12 protein-coding genes, 1 pseudogene and 1 riboswitch are annotated in these 14794 nt (G+C 72.4%); of the genes and pseudogenes, 7 read left to right on the top strand and 6 right to left on the bottom strand.

Features of this window, described 5'->3' with window-relative positions; translation table 11 throughout:
• Nucleotides 1-2 precede the first annotated feature (2 nt).
• The 5 genes from QC385_RS09105 to QC385_RS09085 all read right to left on the bottom strand — a co-directional run bounded on the left by QC385_RS09105 (nucleotide 3) and on the right by QC385_RS09085 (nucleotide 4986).
• Entirely contained in the window at nucleotides 3-581 is a 579-nt protein-coding gene (locus QC385_RS09105) for a 2'-5' RNA ligase family protein (RefSeq protein WP_279540728.1), read from the bottom strand.
• A 141-nt stretch (nucleotides 582-722) separates the two neighbouring features.
• Nucleotides 723-1736, bottom strand: a complete 1014-nt coding sequence (gene trpS / locus QC385_RS09100; protein WP_279540727.1) for a tryptophan--tRNA ligase — start codon at nucleotides 1734-1736, stop codon at nucleotides 723-725.
• A gap of 101 nt (nucleotides 1737-1837) precedes the next feature.
• Nucleotides 1838-3286 carry a glycine hydroxymethyltransferase gene (locus QC385_RS09095; protein ID WP_279540726.1) on the bottom strand — a complete coding sequence of 483 codons (1449 nt, stop codon included), beginning with the start codon at nucleotides 3284-3286 and terminating at the stop codon, nucleotides 1838-1840.
• Between the two features lie 33 nt (nucleotides 3287-3319).
• Nucleotides 3320-3406: riboswitch (ZMP/ZTP riboswitch) on the bottom strand.
• A gap of 31 nt (nucleotides 3407-3437) precedes the next feature.
• Entirely contained in the window at nucleotides 3438-4613 is a 1176-nt protein-coding gene (locus QC385_RS09090; RefSeq protein WP_279540725.1) for a glutathionylspermidine synthase family protein, read from the bottom strand.
• A gap of 16 nt (nucleotides 4614-4629) precedes the next feature.
• A complete protein-coding gene (locus tag QC385_RS09085; protein ID WP_279540724.1) occupies nucleotides 4630-4986 on the bottom strand; it encodes a hypothetical protein in 357 nt (118 codons plus the stop codon).
• A gap of 144 nt (nucleotides 4987-5130) precedes the next feature.
• On the opposite strand from QC385_RS09085, the gene QC385_RS09080 reads away from it, so the two are divergent.
• From QC385_RS09080 to QC385_RS09050, 7 genes and pseudogenes are all read left to right on the top strand, one after another.
• Complete coding sequence (locus QC385_RS09080; protein ID WP_279540810.1) at nucleotides 5131-5973, top strand: hypothetical protein; 843 nt, start codon at nucleotides 5131-5133, stop codon at nucleotides 5971-5973.
• A 170-nt stretch (nucleotides 5974-6143) separates the two neighbouring features.
• Complete coding sequence (locus tag QC385_RS09075; protein WP_279540809.1) at nucleotides 6144-6722, top strand: antibiotic biosynthesis monooxygenase; 579 nt, start codon at nucleotides 6144-6146, stop codon at nucleotides 6720-6722.
• A gap of 30 nt (nucleotides 6723-6752) precedes the next feature.
• Nucleotides 6753-9071, top strand: coding sequence for an aminodeoxychorismate synthase component I (gene pabB / locus QC385_RS09070; protein WP_279540723.1), 2319 nt, complete (start codon nucleotides 6753-6755; stop codon nucleotides 9069-9071).
• Nucleotides 9068-10591, top strand: a complete 1524-nt coding sequence (locus tag QC385_RS09065; protein ID WP_279540722.1) for an AMP-binding protein — start codon at nucleotides 9068-9070, stop codon at nucleotides 10589-10591. Before pabB ends, QC385_RS09065 begins: the two co-directional genes overlap by 4 nt.
• A 47-nt stretch (nucleotides 10592-10638) precedes the next feature.
• Complete coding sequence (locus QC385_RS09060; RefSeq protein WP_279540721.1) at nucleotides 10639-12198, top strand: class I adenylate-forming enzyme family protein; 1560 nt, start codon at nucleotides 10639-10641, stop codon at nucleotides 12196-12198.
• Nucleotides 12195-13373, top strand: a complete 1179-nt coding sequence (locus QC385_RS09055) for an FAD-dependent monooxygenase (protein ID WP_279540720.1) — start codon at nucleotides 12195-12197, stop codon at nucleotides 13371-13373. Before QC385_RS09060 ends, QC385_RS09055 begins: the two co-directional genes overlap by 4 nt.
• 11 nt (nucleotides 13374-13384) lie before the next feature.
• Nucleotides 13385-14184: pseudogene (locus QC385_RS09050) on the top strand (aminotransferase class IV).
• Nucleotides 14185-14296: 112 nt separating this feature from the next.
• Here QC385_RS09050 and QC385_RS09045 read toward each other — a convergent pair.
• Nucleotides 14297-14764, bottom strand: coding sequence for a carboxymuconolactone decarboxylase family protein (locus QC385_RS09045; protein ID WP_279540719.1), 468 nt, complete (start codon nucleotides 14762-14764; stop codon nucleotides 14297-14299).
• Nucleotides 14765-14794 lie beyond the last annotated feature (30 nt).

Here is a 14794-nt window from a genome sequence, read left to right as displayed (position 1 = left end):
GATCACCAGGTGGGGACCGAGCCGCGCTCCACGTGCCCGGTCTGGGGCGGGACCACCGAGCCGCCGAAGGGGAACTCGCGGAGCTTGCGCCAGACACCGTCGGCGCCCTGCTCGTAGAGGGCGAAGCCGGTGCACGGCCACTCGGCCTCGTAGTCGGCGAGCTCCTCGAAGGCGCGATCCATGGCCGCCTCGTCGATGCCGTGCGCCACTGTGACGTGCGGGTGGTACGGGAACTGAAGTTCGCGTACCACCGGCCCGGCGGGGTCCCGGACCTGCTCCTGGAGCCGGGTGCAGGCCTCCGCACCCGAGACGACCCGGACGAACACCACCGGCGACAGGGGCCGGAACGTGCCGGTGCCGGACAGCCGCATCGGGAACGGCCGGCCGGTCGCGGCGACCTCGGCCAGATGCGTCTCGACGGCCGGCAGGGCCGACTCGTCGACCTCCGTCGGCGGCAGCAGGGTGACGTGCGTGGGAATGCCGTGAGCCGCGGCGTCGCCGAAGCCCGCGCGCAGCTGCTGAAGCCGGCTGCCGTGAGGCTCCGGGACCGCGATCGAGACACCGATCGTTACGGTCCCCACGTCGTCTCCTGTCGTCAAGTTCGCGGGTCGCTGATACGACCACCCGGTTATCGACTGTACGGCCACGACCCGGTTACAGGCAGGCGCAACCGAAGTGATGTACAGCGCTGTTCGGTGGTACGGCTGTGCGCGGGAGCGGGTTCAGTGCTTGGCGGGCAGGAAGCCGACCTTCTCGTACGCCTGCGCGAGGGTCTCCGCGGCCACGGCGCGGGCCTTCTCGGCTCCCTTGGCCAGGATCGAGTCGAGCGTCTCCGGATCGTCCAGGTACTGCTGGGTACGCTCCCGGAACGGCGTCACGAACTCGATCATGACCTCGGCGAGGTCCGTCTTGAGCGCGCCGTAGCCCTTGCCGGCGTACTTCGCCTCCAGCTCCGCGATGCCCTCCCCGGTGAGGGTCGAGTAGATCGTGAGGAGGTTGCTGATGCCCGGCTTGTCCTGGACGTCGTAACGGATCACCGTGTCCGTGTCGGTGACCGCGCTCTTGACCTTCTTCGCGGTGGCCTTCGGCTCGTCGAGGAGGTTGATGAGGCCCTTCGGCGTGGACGCCGACTTGCTCATCTTGATCGACGGGTCCTGGAGGTCGTAGATCTTCGCCGTCTCCCTGAGGATGTACGGCTTCGGAACGGTGAAGGTCTGGCCGAAACGGCCGTTGAAGCGCTCGGCGAGGTCGCGGGTGAGCTCGACGTGCTGGCGCTGGTCCTCGCCGACCGGGACCTCGTGCGCCTGGTAGAGCAGGATGTCCGCGACCTGGAGGATCGGGTACGTGAACAGGCCGACGGAGGCGCGCTCGGCGCCCTGCTTGGAGGCCTTGTCCTTGAACTGGGTCATCCGGCCGGCCTCGCCGAAGCCGGTGAGGCAGTTCATGATCCAGGCGAGCTGGGCGTGCTCGGGGACGTGGCTCTGGACGAAGAGCGTGCAGCGGTCCGGGTCCAGACCCGCGGCCAGCAGCTGGGCGGCGGCCAGGCGGGTGTTGGCGCGCAGGTCCTTCGGATCCTGCGGGATGGTGATCGCGTGCAGGTCGACGACCATGTAGAACGCGTCGTGGGTCTCCTGGAGGGCGACCCACTGGCGCACGGCGCCGAGGTAGTTGCCGAGGTGGAACGAGCCGGCGGTGGGCTGGATCCCGGAGAGCACGCGAGGTCGGTCAGAGGCCATGTTGCTTATTGTCTCAGAGGGCCGTGAGTGGTTTCGGCGGTGGGGAACTGCGGACCCGTCGTGGCTGGTCGCGCAGTTCCCCGCGCCCCTTACGGGGCGCTTCAGCCGAGGTCGATCTCGGGGTACAGCGGGAAGCCCGCCACCAGGTCCGTCGCCCTGTGGCTGATCTCTTCGGCGATCTTCGCGTCGAGGACGTGGGCCGCCTTGGAGGGGGCGCCCGACTTGGTGGTGCCCGGCTCCGTGGTGGTGAGGACGCGGTCGATCAGGGCCGCGACCTCGTCCATCTCCGCCGTGCCGAGGCCGCGGGTGGTCAGGGCCGGGGTGCCGATGCGGATGCCGGAGGTGTACCAGGCGCCGTTCGGGTCGGCGGGGATCGCGTTGCGGTTGGTGACGATGCCCGAATCGAGCAGGGCGGCCTCGGCCTGGCGGCCGGTGAGGCCGTAGGAGGAGGCGACGTCGATCAGGTTCAGGTGGTTGTCCGTGCCGCCGGTCACGAGGGTCGCGCCGCGGCGCATCAGGCCGTCGGCGAGGGCGCGGGAGTTGTCGACGATGCGCTGGGCGTAGTCGCGGAAGGAATCCTGGCGGGCCTCAGCGAGGGCGACGGCCTTGGCGGCCATGACGTGCGGGAGCGGGCCGCCGAGGACCATCGGGCAGCCGCGGTCGACCTGGTCCTTGAGCGAGTCGTCGCACAGGACCATGCCGCCGCGGGGGCCGCGCAGCGACTTGTGGGTGGTCGTCGTCACGATCTGGGCGTGCGGGACCGGGTCGAAGTCGCCGGTCAGGACCTTGCCCGCGACCAGGCCGGCGAAGTGCGCCATGTCCACCATGAGCGTGGCGCCGACCTCGTCGGCGATCTCGCGCATGATCCGGAAGTTCACCAGGCGGGGGTAGGCCGAGTAGCCCGCGACGATGATCAGGGGCTTGAACTCGCGGGCGGAGGCGCGCAGGGCCTCGTAGTCGATGAGGCCGGTGGCCGGGTCCGTGCCGTAGGAGCGCTGGTCGAACATCTTGCCGGAGATGTTCGGGCGGAAGCCGTGGGTGAGGTGACCGCCGGCGTCCAGGGACATGCCGAGCATGCGCTGGTTGCCGAAGGCGCGGCGCAGCTCCGCCCAGTCGGCCTCGGAGAGATCGTTGACCTGGCGGGCGCCGGCCTTCTCCAGGGCCGGGACCTCGACGCGCTGGGCGAGGACCGACCAGAAGGCGACGAGGTTGGCGTCGATGCCGGAGTGCGGCTGGACGTAGGCGTGGCGGGCGCCGAAGAGTTCCTTGGCGTGCTCGGCGGCGAGGGACTCGACGGTGTCGACGTTGCGGCAGCCGGCGTAGAAGCGGCGGCCGATGGTGCCCTCGGCGTACTTGTCGCTGAACCAGTTGCCCATCGCCAGCAGCGTGGCCGGGGAGGCGTAGTTCTCCGAGGCGATCAGCTTGAGCATCTCGCGCTGGTCGGCGACTTCCCGGCCGATGGCGTCGGCTACGCGTGGTTCCACGGCGCGGATGACGTCGAGGGCGGCGCGGTAGGCGGTGGAAGCGGTGGAGAGGGGCTCGGCTGGCATGAAGGGACCTCCGGACGTTGCGTTCAGCGTTCACGGTACGGCCCAGGCGCACGGCTCTCTCTGCTCGGGCCGCTCCCCGATGGTTTGTCCCATCCCAGCGCGCCAGTCACGGCCCGTGGTCAGCCTACCGGACCAGGTGTACGGGTTTCCTCTAGAGGATCACGTGGGGCAGGAAGCGGGCGTACTCGTCCGTGATCAAGCCCGACGATTCGCGGATGCCCAGGCCCGCCGACTCGTTCTCCACCACCCATGCGCCCAGGACCACGCGGTTGCCGTCGAAGTCGGGCAGGGGGGCCAGTTGCTGGTAGCAGCAGGGTTCGTCCCGGAGGGTCCGGGGGGATCCGGGTTCGTGGATGGTGACGCCCGCGCCCTCTCGGCCGAGGAGGGGCTTGGCGACCCAGCCCGGCAGGTCCCGGGGGCCGTCCAGATAGGCCGGGAGGAGATTGGGGTGGCCGGGGTACAGCTCCCAGAGGATGGCCAGGAGCGCCTTGTTGCTGAGGAGCATCTTCCAGGCCGGCTCGATCCACAGGGTGGAGCCGGTGCCGCCGCCGTTGTCGAGGGTGTCCAGGACGTGGTCGGCGAAGCGGTCGGTGGTGAGCCACTCCCAGGGGTAGAGCTTGAAGATGCTGCGGATGAAGCGGAGGCGGTTGTCGACGAAGCGGCCGGAGAGGCGGTCCCAGCCGATCTCCTCCATGGAGATCCAGTCGGTTTCCATGCCCGCCTGCTCGGCTGTCTCCTTGAGGTAGGCGACCGTCATGAGGTCCTCGCCGAGTTCGTCGGCGGAGGAGTACGCGAAGTACAGGGGGCTGCCCGGCGGGAGGAGGGCGGCCTGTTTCCGCCAGGCGTCGATCAGGCGTTCGTGGAGGGAGTTCCACTGGTCGGCGCCCGGGAAGCGGTCCTCCATCCAGAACCACTGGGGGGACGCGGCCTCCACCAGTGAGGTGGGGGTGTCGGCGTTGTACTCCAGCAGTCTGGCCGGGCCGGTGCCGTCGTAGCGGAGGTCGAAACGGCCGTAGACGGAGGGGAGTTCGGCGCGGCGGTGCCAGGACTCGGCGACCGTGCGGGCCACGCGGGGGTCGGTGATGCCCAGGTCCGCGAAGCGGTCCTCCGTGACGATGTGGTCGGCCGCCGCCAGGCACATGCGGTGGAGTTCCTCGACGACCTCCTCCAGGGCCTCGATCTCCGGGAGGGTGAAGACGTAGTAGGCGCTTTCGTCCCAGTAGGGGCGCAGGGAGTCGTCGGGGTAGCGGGTCAGGGGGTAGATCAGACCCTGTTCCTCGACGGTCTGCTGCCAGCCGGGACGCGGAGTGATGGTGTGGCGTTCCATGTGCGTACGGCCCCGGTCAGCCGCCGCCGCTGCCGGAACCCGAGCAGCCGAAGCCGCCCCGGTCGACGGCCTCGCTGCGGCTGAAGGTGCCGTTGTCGGCGTAGCGGCCGCTGACGTCGGCGTCGTAGTACCAGTCGGCGTCCGTGGTGGTCTTGCCGGTCTTCTTGCGGCCCTTGCCGTAGGAGGAGGACGAGGAGCCGGACTTGCAGTTCTTGTCGGCGACGATCTTGTAGCCGTTGACGTAGTCGTAGCTGTCCCGGTCCACGCAGCGGCGGTCCGGGTCGGAGCCGCACGCGGACAGGGCCGCCGCGAGGACACCCATGCCGCCCAGCACCACCGTGCTCGAACGCAGTCGTCGCCGTGTTTCAGCCATGCGCGTGTCTCCCCGTGTCCCCGTCGTGTACCGCGTGCCGCTGTCATGTACTGCTGAGCGGTCAGCCTAGAGACCGGTGTGAGCGGGCGCGCATCACCCCCCGGCTCACGCCCCTGCCCCTACTGTCCTTTTGTGATCCTTGGAATGGTCTGCGCCCTTGGTGCGGCGGTCTGCTTCGGTACGGCGACGGTGTTGCAGGCGATGGCCGCGCGGGCGGTGGCCACCGGCCCGGGCGGGGACGTGGCGCTGTTGTGGCGGGCGCTGCGGCAGTGGCGGTACCTGGTCGGGCTCGGGATGGACGGGCTCGGTTTCCTGCTCCAGATCGTCGCGCTGCGGTCGGTGCCGATCTACACCGTGGGGGCGGCGCTGGCCGCGAGTCTCGCGGTGACGGCCGTGGTCGCGGCGCGGCTGCTCGGGGTGCGGCTGAGCCGCATGGAGTGGGCGGCGGTGGGGGCGGTGTGCGCCGGGCTCGCGGTGCTGGGGTCGGTGTCCGGGGCGGAGGGCGACGAGGCCGGGCCGGTCTGGCTGAGGTGGGCGATGCTCGCCGCGGCGGGCGGGGTGCTGCTGCTCGGCGGGGCGGCGGGGCGGCTGCCGGAGCGGGGACGGGCGCTGGCGCTCGGGCTGGGTGCCGGGCTCGGGTTCGGGGTGGTGGAGGTGGCGGTGCGGCTCGTCGACGGTCTGGCGCCCGGCGCGCTCTTGACGAACCCGGCGGCGTACGCGCTGCTGCTCGGCGGCGGGGCAGCGTTCCTGTTGCTGACGTCCGCCCTCCAACGCGGGTCGGTGACCACGGCGACCGCGGGACTGGTGCTCGGGGAGACCGTCGCGCCCGCGCTGATCGGCGTGGTGTGGCTCGGGGACCGTACGCGGCCGGGTCTGGGGTGGCCGGCGGTCCTCGGGTTCGCGGTGGCGGTGGCCGGGGCGCTGGCGTTGTCGCGGTTCGGCGAGGCGCCGGTGGAGCGGGCGGAGAGCGCGCTTGCTCCCCGGTGATCCGGGAGGGGACGCCCGGCCGACCGGAGGGGTCGCACCGGCCGGCCGGAGAGGTCGCGCCAGGTGATCGGGGGTGTTTCCCATCTGCTGAAATGCTTCACGTTCCGGACGGCCGGAAAATTGTTTGTTGAATCTTGAACGCGGGTGAACCGCTTTCCGTATGGGACGGCGTGACCAGTAATCCCGTCACGGTCACCGTGGCCTATCGCGTGATGCCGGGCCGGGCGGCCGACTTCCACTCCTGGGGGTGGGCCATGCTGGGTGCGACCGCGCGGCAACCGGGGTTTCTGGGGGGTGGGGTACTTGTCGACGGAGGGGCGGAGTGGCATGTCGTCTATCGCTTCGCCAGCGAAGGTGCGGCCCTGGCCTGGGAGAAATCACCCTCCCGGGCACAGTGGGACGCCCGGCTGGAGGGGCTCGCCCAGGAGGCGGAGCGCAGACGGGTGCCGGGGGCCCGGGCCTGGTTCGAGGCGCAGACCCTGACACCCGCGCCGCCCGCTCCGCCGTCGAAATGGAAACTGTGGTTCGTGAATATGAGCGCGGTTTTTCCGCCGGTGCTCCTGTTCAATCTGACGGTGCTTCCCTATCTCGGTGACCTCAATGCGCTGATCCGCACGCTGTTGTTATGCCTGTGTGTGACGGCCCTGGTCACCTGGATTCTCATGCCGCGACTCCAGCGTTTCTTCAGGAAATGGCTGTACCCGTCGCTCCAGGCGCTCCGCGGACGGCACAAACGCCGGGCCACGTAGGCCCGCGAACGAACAGAGGGAGGTGGGCGGGTGAAGACCCTGCTCATCGACAATTACGACTCGTACACGTACAACCTGTTCCAGCTGATCGCCGAGGTCAACGGCGAGGAGCCGGTGGTCGTCCGCAACGACGCCGCCGCCGACGGGGTTCCGGATCTCCGGGAGTTCGACAACCTGGTGGTGTCCCCGGGTCCCGGGCACCCGGCGGACGCGCGTGACCTCGGCATCGCGGCCAGGCTGGTCGCGACCTCCCCGGTTCCCGTGCTCGGCGTGTGTCTCGGCCATCAGGGCATCGCGCTCGGGGAGCACGGGGTGGTGGGGCCCGCTCCGGAGCCGCGGCACGGGCACCTGTCCACGATCCGGCATGACGAACGCGACCTGTTCCAGGGCCTGCCGCAGAACTTCACCGCCGTCCGCTACCACTCGCTGTCCGTGCGCGAGCCGCTGCCGGAGATGCTTCAGGCCACGGCCTGGGCGGAGGACGGCGTCCTGATGGGCCTGCGGCACCGCACCCGGCCGCTGTGGGGCGTGCAGTTCCACCCGGAGTCCGTCCTCACGGAGTTCGGCCACCGCATGCTCGTGAACTTCCGCAACCTGACCGCGAAGCGGGCCGGCAAGCTGCGCACGAAGAACACGGCGGTGCCGTCGCACGAGTCACCGGCCCGGCGCCGCGTGGTGGTACCGGAGTGCGAGGCGGGCGTGTCGCGGCCGGCCGCGGCGGGCTCGGTGCCGGCACGGGACCTGGTCACGGCCGGACCCCGGCCCCGGGCCGTGTCCGGCGACGCCCTGGTTCCCTCCGTGCCGGGCGCCCCGCCCGCCGCGACCATCCCCCGCCCCCGTCGCCCTCAGCGCGTCGGGTACCGGCTGCACAGTCGGCGGATCGGTGGTGCGGTGGATGCCGAGGCGGCGTTCGCGCGGATGTACGCGGGGTCTTCGCGGGCGTTCTGGCTGGACAGTTCGCTGGTGGAGCCGGGGCGGTCGCGGTTCTCGTTCTTCGGGGACGACAGCGGGCCGCTGGCCGAGTTCGTGCGGTACGACGTCGGCAGCGGGCGCTGTGAGATCGAGCGGGCGGGGCGGCCGGCGCGGAAGGTCGCGGCCAGTGTGTTCGACTACCTCAAGCGGCAGCTGACCAGCCGCCGGGTGGACGCGACGGGGCTGCCGTTCGACTTCACCGGGGGATACGTCGGTTACTTCGGCTACGAGGTGAAGGCGGACTGCGGGTCGCCCAACCGCCACCGCTCCCCGGCCCCGGACGCCGCCTGGCTGTTCGCCGACCGGGTGATCGCGGTGGACCACCAGGAGGGCTTCACGTACGCCGTCTGCCTGGCGGAGGACACCCCGCAGGCCGCCGGGGAGGCCGCCGACTGGCTGGAGAGCGCGCTGGCCGACCTCACGTGCGTGGCGACGGAGCGGCCGCCCCTGCCCGTGCCGCCCGCCCCGGCGGACCCCGGCGCCGCCGAGCCGTGGCTGGTGCGCGACCGGGCGACGTATCTCGCGGACATCGAGGCGTGCAAGCGGGAGTTGCGGGCGGGCACCAGTTACGAGGTCTGCCTGACCAACGCCGCCCGGCTGCCCGCGCCGCCCGACGCGCTGGAGTTCTACCGGACGCTGCGCCGCGACAACCCGGCCCCGTACGCGGCGTTCCTGAGGTTCGGCGAGCTGGAGGTGGCCGGGTCCTCGCCCGAGCGGTTCCTGCGGATCGGGCGGGACGGCACCGCCGAGGCGAGGCCCATCAAGGGGACCGCGCCGAGGGGCGACGGGCCTCAGGAGGACGCCCGGCTGCGGGACGCGCTGGCGTCGGACGCCAAGACCAGGGCCGAGAACCTGATGATCGTCGATCTGCTCCGCAACGACCTGGGCCGGGTCTGCCGGACGGGGTCCGTGCGGGTCTCCAAGCTCATGGCCACGGAGACGTACGCCACCGTGCACCAGCTCGTCTCGACCGTGCAGGGCAGGCTGCGGGCGGACACGGACGCGGTGGACTGTGTCCGGGCCTGTTTTCCCGGCGGCTCGATGACCGGCGCGCCGAAGCTGCGCACGCTGGAGATCATCGACTCGCTGGAGTCCGAGGCCCGGGGCGTGTACTCCGGCGCCCTCGGCTACTTCGGGTGCGGCGGCGGCGCGGACCTCAGCATCGTCATCCGTACCGCGGTGTTCGCCGACGGCCAGATGCACCTGGGCGCGGGCGGAGCGATCGTCCTCGGCTCCGATCCTGACGCGGAGTACGAGGAGATGCTGCTGAAGACCGCGGCCCCGATGCGGGCCCTGCACCAGCACACGGCCGACCGAATCCGGCGGCAGGCCCCGCCGGGAGACCGGGCCGGGGCCGCCGAGGAGGCGCGGCGATGACCAGTCCGCAGGCCGTGCTGCACCCCGCCGGGGCCGAGGCGCCCGGGAACCTCTCGGCCCAGCTCGCGGAGCTCGCCGAGCGGCGTGGGTGGGGCGGGCGGACCGCCTTCCACCAGGGGCACCGGGCCTGGACCCACGGCGAGGTGCACGACCTCGCCGCCCGGGCCGCCACCGTGCTCGCCGGACACGGGGTACGCCCCGGGGACCGGGTGCTGCTGGCGCTGCCCGACTCCCTCGCCTGGGTGACGGCCTTCCTCGCCACCGCCCGTCTGGGCGCCGTAGCGGTCCTGGTCAACCCCGAACTCCCCGCGGCCGACCACGCGTTGATGGCCGAGGACGCCGGGGCCGCGCTCTGCGTGACGGGGCCGGGCCTGGAGGAGCGGTTCACCGGACGGGCCCGCCTGGGCGCCGACCAGCTCATGGCGCTCGCCCCCGCCGCCGAGCCCGCGCCCGCCCACCAGGTCGACGCGCACACCCCCCTCTACGTCCAGTACACCTCCGGCACCACGGGCCGCCCCAAAGGCGTGGTGCACACGCACGGCGATCCGCGGACGTACCACGACCTCGTCGGCCGACGGGTGCTGCGGATCACCGCCGAGGACGTCACCCTGTCGGTGTCGAAGCTGTTCTTCGCCTACGGCTTCGGCAACGCCTTCGTCTTCCCGCTCTTCTCCGGCTCGTCCGCGGTGCTGGTGGACCGGCGCCCCACCCCGGCGATCCTCGACGAACTCGTCGCCCGGCACCGGGTGACGCTGCTGTACTCCGTGCCGTCCGCGTACGCCGCGCTGGTGGCCGAGCGGGGCCACGGGCACGAGGGCTGCTTCGCCTCGGTACGGGCCGCGGTGTCGGCCGGCGAGGGGCTGCCGGAGGGGCTCGCCCGGCAGGTGACCGCGCTGTTCGGCGCGCCCGTGCTGGAGCAGATCGGCTCCACGGAGGCCGGTCACGCGTTCTGCGCCAACGGTTTCGCCCACAACCACCCGGGCACCGTCGGCCGTCCCGTCCCCGGCTTCGAGGTGGAGCTGCGGGACCGCGACGGCCACCCGGTGCCGGACGGCGAGGAGGGCGAGATGTGGGTGCGCGGGCCGACGGTGACGCCCGGCTATCTGAACCGGCCCGAGGAGACCGCCCGGGCCCTGGTCGGCGGCTGGCTGGCCACCCGCGACCGGGCGTGCCGCGAACCGGACGGCTCCTACCGACATCTGGGCCGGGCCGACGACATGGAGATGGTCGGCGGCATCACCGTCTCCCCGCTGGAGGTGGAGGCCGTGCTGCGCGGCCATCCGGCGGTGCGGGAGGTGGCGGTCGCGGCCGTGCCCGACGGGCGGGGCGCGAACCGGCTGCGGGCCTTCGTGGTCCCCGGGTCGCCGGTGCGGGACGGCCTGGCGGACGAGCTCACCGGCCTGGCGCGGGAGAGCCTCGCCGCGTTCAAGGTCCCCCGCAGCGTCAGCTTCGTCCCGTCGCTGCCGCGCACGGCGACCGGGAAGCTCCGCCGCCATCTGGTGCGGCGGGGCGCCTGGTGAACCCCGTGGAGGGGCGTCTGGTGAGCCCCGTAGAGAGGAACGACCGCATGCGAGCACCCCTGTTCACCGACCGCGGCTTCTATCTCGGACCGGTCTTCCGGCGTGCGGCCGACCGGCACGGTGCCGTCTTCGTCACCCTGGACCGGCCGCTGGACGTCGCCCCCGCCCTCGGGGTTGACCTGAGCTACACCGTGCTGGCCGACCTGGTCGAGGACCTGTCCGGCCGGCTGTGGGAGGCCGGGGTGCGGCCCTCGGAGCAGGTCGTCGTGCACAAGGCGGACAACGTCGACATCATGCTGCTGACCTGTGCCGTCGCGCGTATCGGCGCCGTGCCCGTGCTGCTGTCGCCCACGCTGGCCCCCGCCGTGGCGGGTCAGCTGCTCGAACGGCTGCGCAGACCCTGGCTGATCACCGACGGCGCCACCCTGGACGGCCTGCGGGAGCTCGCCCTGTCCGGGCTCGTGCGGCGGACGCTCTGCGTGGACGACGCGGCCGGGGCGGAACCCCTGGCGAAGTTCGCCGGTGCCGAGCCGCCCCCGCCGGTCCGGCTGCACCCCCGCGAACCCGCCCTGATCACCCACAGTTCGGGCACCACCGGCGTCCCCAAACTGGCCGTGCACTGCGCGCACACCATGTGGAACCGGCTCGTGCCGCAGCAGGCGATGGGCTGGCCCACGCGGGGCGAGCCGGCGGCGCTGCACATGTCGTTCGTGCACTCGCGCTTCTACCACCTGCTCGGCGTCCTGCTGCACTTCGGCAGCCCGCTCGTGCTGATCACCGACCCGGATCCGGCCGCGGTGGGCCCGCTGCTGGTCCGGCACCGGCCCGGCATCGTGGAGACGCACCCCAACACGTTCGTGCTGTGGGAGGAACTGGCCGACGCGCCCGGCGCCCCGCTGTCCCGGGTCCGGGCGTACGGCTCCACGTTCGACGCGATCCATCCGCGCACCGTACGGCGGCTGCTGGGCGCCTCACGGCGCCGCGCGCCCTGGCTGGTCCAGCTGTACGGGCAGAGCGAGACCGGCCCGGTGGCGTTCCAGGTGGTGACCCGGCGCAGCGCGGCCCGCGCGGACGGCCGCCGGGTCGGGTTCGGGATACCCGGCTTCACCCGCGTCCGCGTCACCGACGCCGGGGGTGGGCGGGTCCCGCCCGGCGCCCCCGGCCGGATCGAGGCCCGCACCCGGGGACGGATCCTCACCTACCTCGGCATGCCGGAGCGCTACGACCGTCAGCTCACCGACGGCTGGTGGGAGATGGGCGACATGGGCTACCGGAGCCGCCTGGGCGCGCTGTACCTGATCGACCGGGAGGTCGACCAGATCGACGCCGTGCACAGCAATCTGGAGGTCGAGGACACGCTGATGTCCCGGCTGGAGGAGCTGCGCGAGGTCGTCATCGTGCCGGGCGCGGACCGGGAGCCGGTGCCGGTGGTGTGCGTGCGCGGCGAGCGGCCCCTGGACCCGGAGCGCTGGCGGCGGGCCACGGCGGGGCTGCCGGCTATGGCCGAGCCGCGGCAGTGGCGGTTCGAGGACCTGCCGATGACCGCGACCTGGAAGGTGAAGCGGGTGGAGATCGCCCGGATGCTCGCCGAAGGCGTCCGGGCATGACCCCGGTCTTCGTCGTGGGCGCCGGTCCCGTGGGCCTGTCGGCGGCTCTGGCGCTGCGGGCGCACGGCCTGCCGGCCGTCCTGCTGGAGGCGGAGCCGGAGGACCGGGAACGGCCGGGCAGCCGGGCCCTGTTCGTGCACCGGGAGACCCTCGGCCTGCTGGAGGCGATGCGGCCCGGCCTCGCCGCCGAGATCACCTCGTACGGGCGGACCTGGCACACCAGACGCACCCTCTACCGGGGACGTGAGGTGTACTCCCGCACGTTCCCGCCCCCGTCCGGCCCGCCGCCCTTCACCAGCCTGCGCCAGACGGACACCGAGCGGTTCCTGCGCGCTGCCTGCGCGGAGGCCGGGGTGGAGTTCGTGTGGGGCGCGCGCGTGACGGGCGTGAGCACCGGCGAGACGGAGGTCCGGCTGACCGGTGAGGACGGGCAGGTGTGGACCGGCGCGTTCGCGATCGCCGCCGACGGGGCCCGCTCCACGGTCCGGCGCGAGCTGGGCATCGCCCTGGAGGGCACGCACGGCGAGGGCTTCCACGTCGTCGTGGACGTCGCCGACGTGCCCGGCGCGGAGCTGCCGCTGGAGCGGGTCTTCCACTACGAGCATCCCGGGGTGGGCGGGCGCAGTGTGATGCGGGTGCCGTTCACCGGGGGCTTCCAGGTCGACCTCCAGTGCCGGGACGACGACCGGCAGGAGGAGTTCGGCACCGAGGAGGCCGTACGGCGCTGGCTGCCCTCGGTCGTCGGGGACGGCTACGGCGAGCGGATCCTGTGGGTGTCGACGTACCGCTTCCTGCGCAAGGTGGCGGCCTCGTTCACCGATCCGCACCGGCGCGTGCTGCTGGCCGGCGAGGCGGCGCATCTCTTTCCGCCGTTCGGGGCACGCGGCATGAACAGCGGGATCGCGGACGCGGCGGCCGCCGCGGAGGCGATCGCCGGGGGGACCGGCGAGGCGGTCGCCGGGTTCGCCGAGGTGCGGCGGGCGGCGGCCCTGTTCAACAGTGCCGCCGCCGGTGCCGCCCTGGACCACCTGCGGCCGCGGCGCCGGACCGTCCGGGTCAGGCAGCGGGCCGCGGCGGCACTGGCACCCGTGCTGCCGTGGTGCGGGTCGTGGCTGGAGCACGCGCCGTACGGACCCCGGCACGGGGCACCGGCCGTCGCGGGCCGCACGTACTGAGGAGGCTGTGGGTGACAAGACCGGCGGTGGCGGAAGGCCTGTGGACGTGGGCGCCCGGCCGTGGCCTGGCCCCGGCCCCGGACCAGGTGGCCGGGGGGCGGCTGCTCGTCGCGGACTCGTGGCTGGTGCGCGAGGGCCGGGTGCGGGCCTACGCCCGGCACCGGGAGCGGTTCGCGCGGGCCTGCGGTGACTGCGGCGGCCCGCAGCCGCGCCGGCTCGACGCGTTCTGGCAGGACGTGACCGCCGTACTGCCGCGCACGGGCGCGTGGTTCCCCCGGGTGGAACTCGCGGCGGGCTCCCTGGAGTTGCGGCTGCTGCTACGGCCCGCGCCGCCGCTCGCCACGCAGGTGCGGCTGTGGGCGGCGGGCCAGTCGGATCCGCGGACCGTGCCCCGCCGCAAGGGCCCGGATCTGGACCCCTGGCCCGGGTGCGCCGCCGGGCCTGCGGCGAGGGCGCGGAGGAGGCCGTGCTGATCGCGCCCTCGGGCACGGTGCTGGAGTCGGCCACCGCCAGCGTGCTGTGGTGGGAGGACGACACCCTGTGCCTGCCCCCGCCCCGGCTGCCCGTGCTGCCGGGTGTGACGGCCGGGCTGGTACAGGAGCGGGCGCTGCGGTCCGGGATCCGGATCGCGCACCGGGAGCGGACCGTGGCCGAGCTGGACGGCCGTGAGGTGTGGCTGGTGAACGCGCTGCACGGGATCCGGCCCGTGACGGGCTGGACCGGGCGGCCCATGCGGGTGCCTCCGGCGAAACGGGCCGGGGAATGGCGGGATTGGCTGGACAGCTTGATGGAGCCGCTACCGAACGGCTGAATCGAGGAAACAGCAGGGAAAGAGGAAAAAGCAAGGAAAATGGTGACGCCGGGTCGAATTCGACCCGGCGCCTTTTCCGCTGCCTTCTTCCGCGTTTCGTTCAGCTTTTCGTTCAGCTTTTCGGCACCATACGTGTCGCTATCGCGATCCGGTTGTACGCGTTGATGACGGTGGCCGACCAGATGAGCGCCGCGATCTGGTTCTCGTCGAACACCCCGGCCGCCTCCGCGTACACCGCGTCCGGGACGCGACCGTCGTGGACGAGCGTCACCGCCTCCGTCAACGCCAGTGCGGCGCGCTCGCGTTCGGTGAAGAACGGCGTCTCCCGCCAGGCGTTCAGGGCGTAGATGCGCTGCTCGGTCTCGCCCTGGCCGCGGGCGTCCCTGGTGTGCATGTCGATGCAGAACGCGCAGCCGTTGATCTGCGAGGCGCGGATCCTGACCAGTTCCAGCAGTTCCGGTTCGACTTTTGCGTCCTGGGCCGCGGAAACGGCGGCGGTGTGCAGGGAGGCCATTGCGGCGGAGACGTCGGGGGTGGTTTTCTTCAGGGCCACACGGGGCAGGGAAGTGCTTTCACTCATGGGCTGACCATATCCGCTGAACGGCAAGTC

Source organism: Streptomyces sp. DH10 (assembly GCF_029813805.1).
Classification (GTDB): domain Bacteria; phylum Actinomycetota; class Actinomycetes; order Streptomycetales; family Streptomycetaceae; genus Streptomyces; species Streptomyces coeruleofuscus.
This window is presented reverse-complemented; position numbering and strand designations above follow the sequence as displayed.

What these genes read in the sequence shown, in the direction of transcription:
- QC385_RS09095 (WP_279540726.1), bottom strand. Translation starts at nt 3,286, where the DNA reads ATGCCAGCCGAGCCCCTCTCCACCGCTTCCACCGCCTACCGCGCCGCC.
- QC385_RS09060 (WP_279540721.1), top strand. Translation starts at nt 10,639, where the DNA reads ATGCGAGCACCCCTGTTCACCGACCGCGGCTTCTATCTCGGACCGGTC.
- QC385_RS09055 (WP_279540720.1), top strand. Translation starts at nt 12,195, where the DNA reads ATGACCCCGGTCTTCGTCGTGGGCGCCGGTCCCGTGGGCCTGTCGGCG.
- QC385_RS09090 (WP_279540725.1), bottom strand. Translation starts at nt 4,613, where the DNA reads ATGGAACGCCACACCATCACTCCGCGTCCCGGCTGGCAGCAGACCGTC.
- trpS (WP_279540727.1), bottom strand. Translation starts at nt 1,736, where the DNA reads ATGGCCTCTGACCGACCTCGCGTGCTCTCCGGGATCCAGCCCACCGCC.
- QC385_RS09080 (WP_279540810.1), top strand. Translation starts at nt 5,131, where the DNA reads ATGGTCTGCGCCCTTGGTGCGGCGGTCTGCTTCGGTACGGCGACGGTG.
- QC385_RS09045 (WP_279540719.1), bottom strand. Translation starts at nt 14,764, where the DNA reads ATGAGTGAAAGCACTTCCCTGCCCCGTGTGGCCCTGAAGAAAACCACC.
- QC385_RS09065 (WP_279540722.1), top strand. Translation starts at nt 9,068, where the DNA reads ATGACCAGTCCGCAGGCCGTGCTGCACCCCGCCGGGGCCGAGGCGCCC.
- QC385_RS09085 (WP_279540724.1), bottom strand. Translation starts at nt 4,986, where the DNA reads ATGGCTGAAACACGGCGACGACTGCGTTCGAGCACGGTGGTGCTGGGC.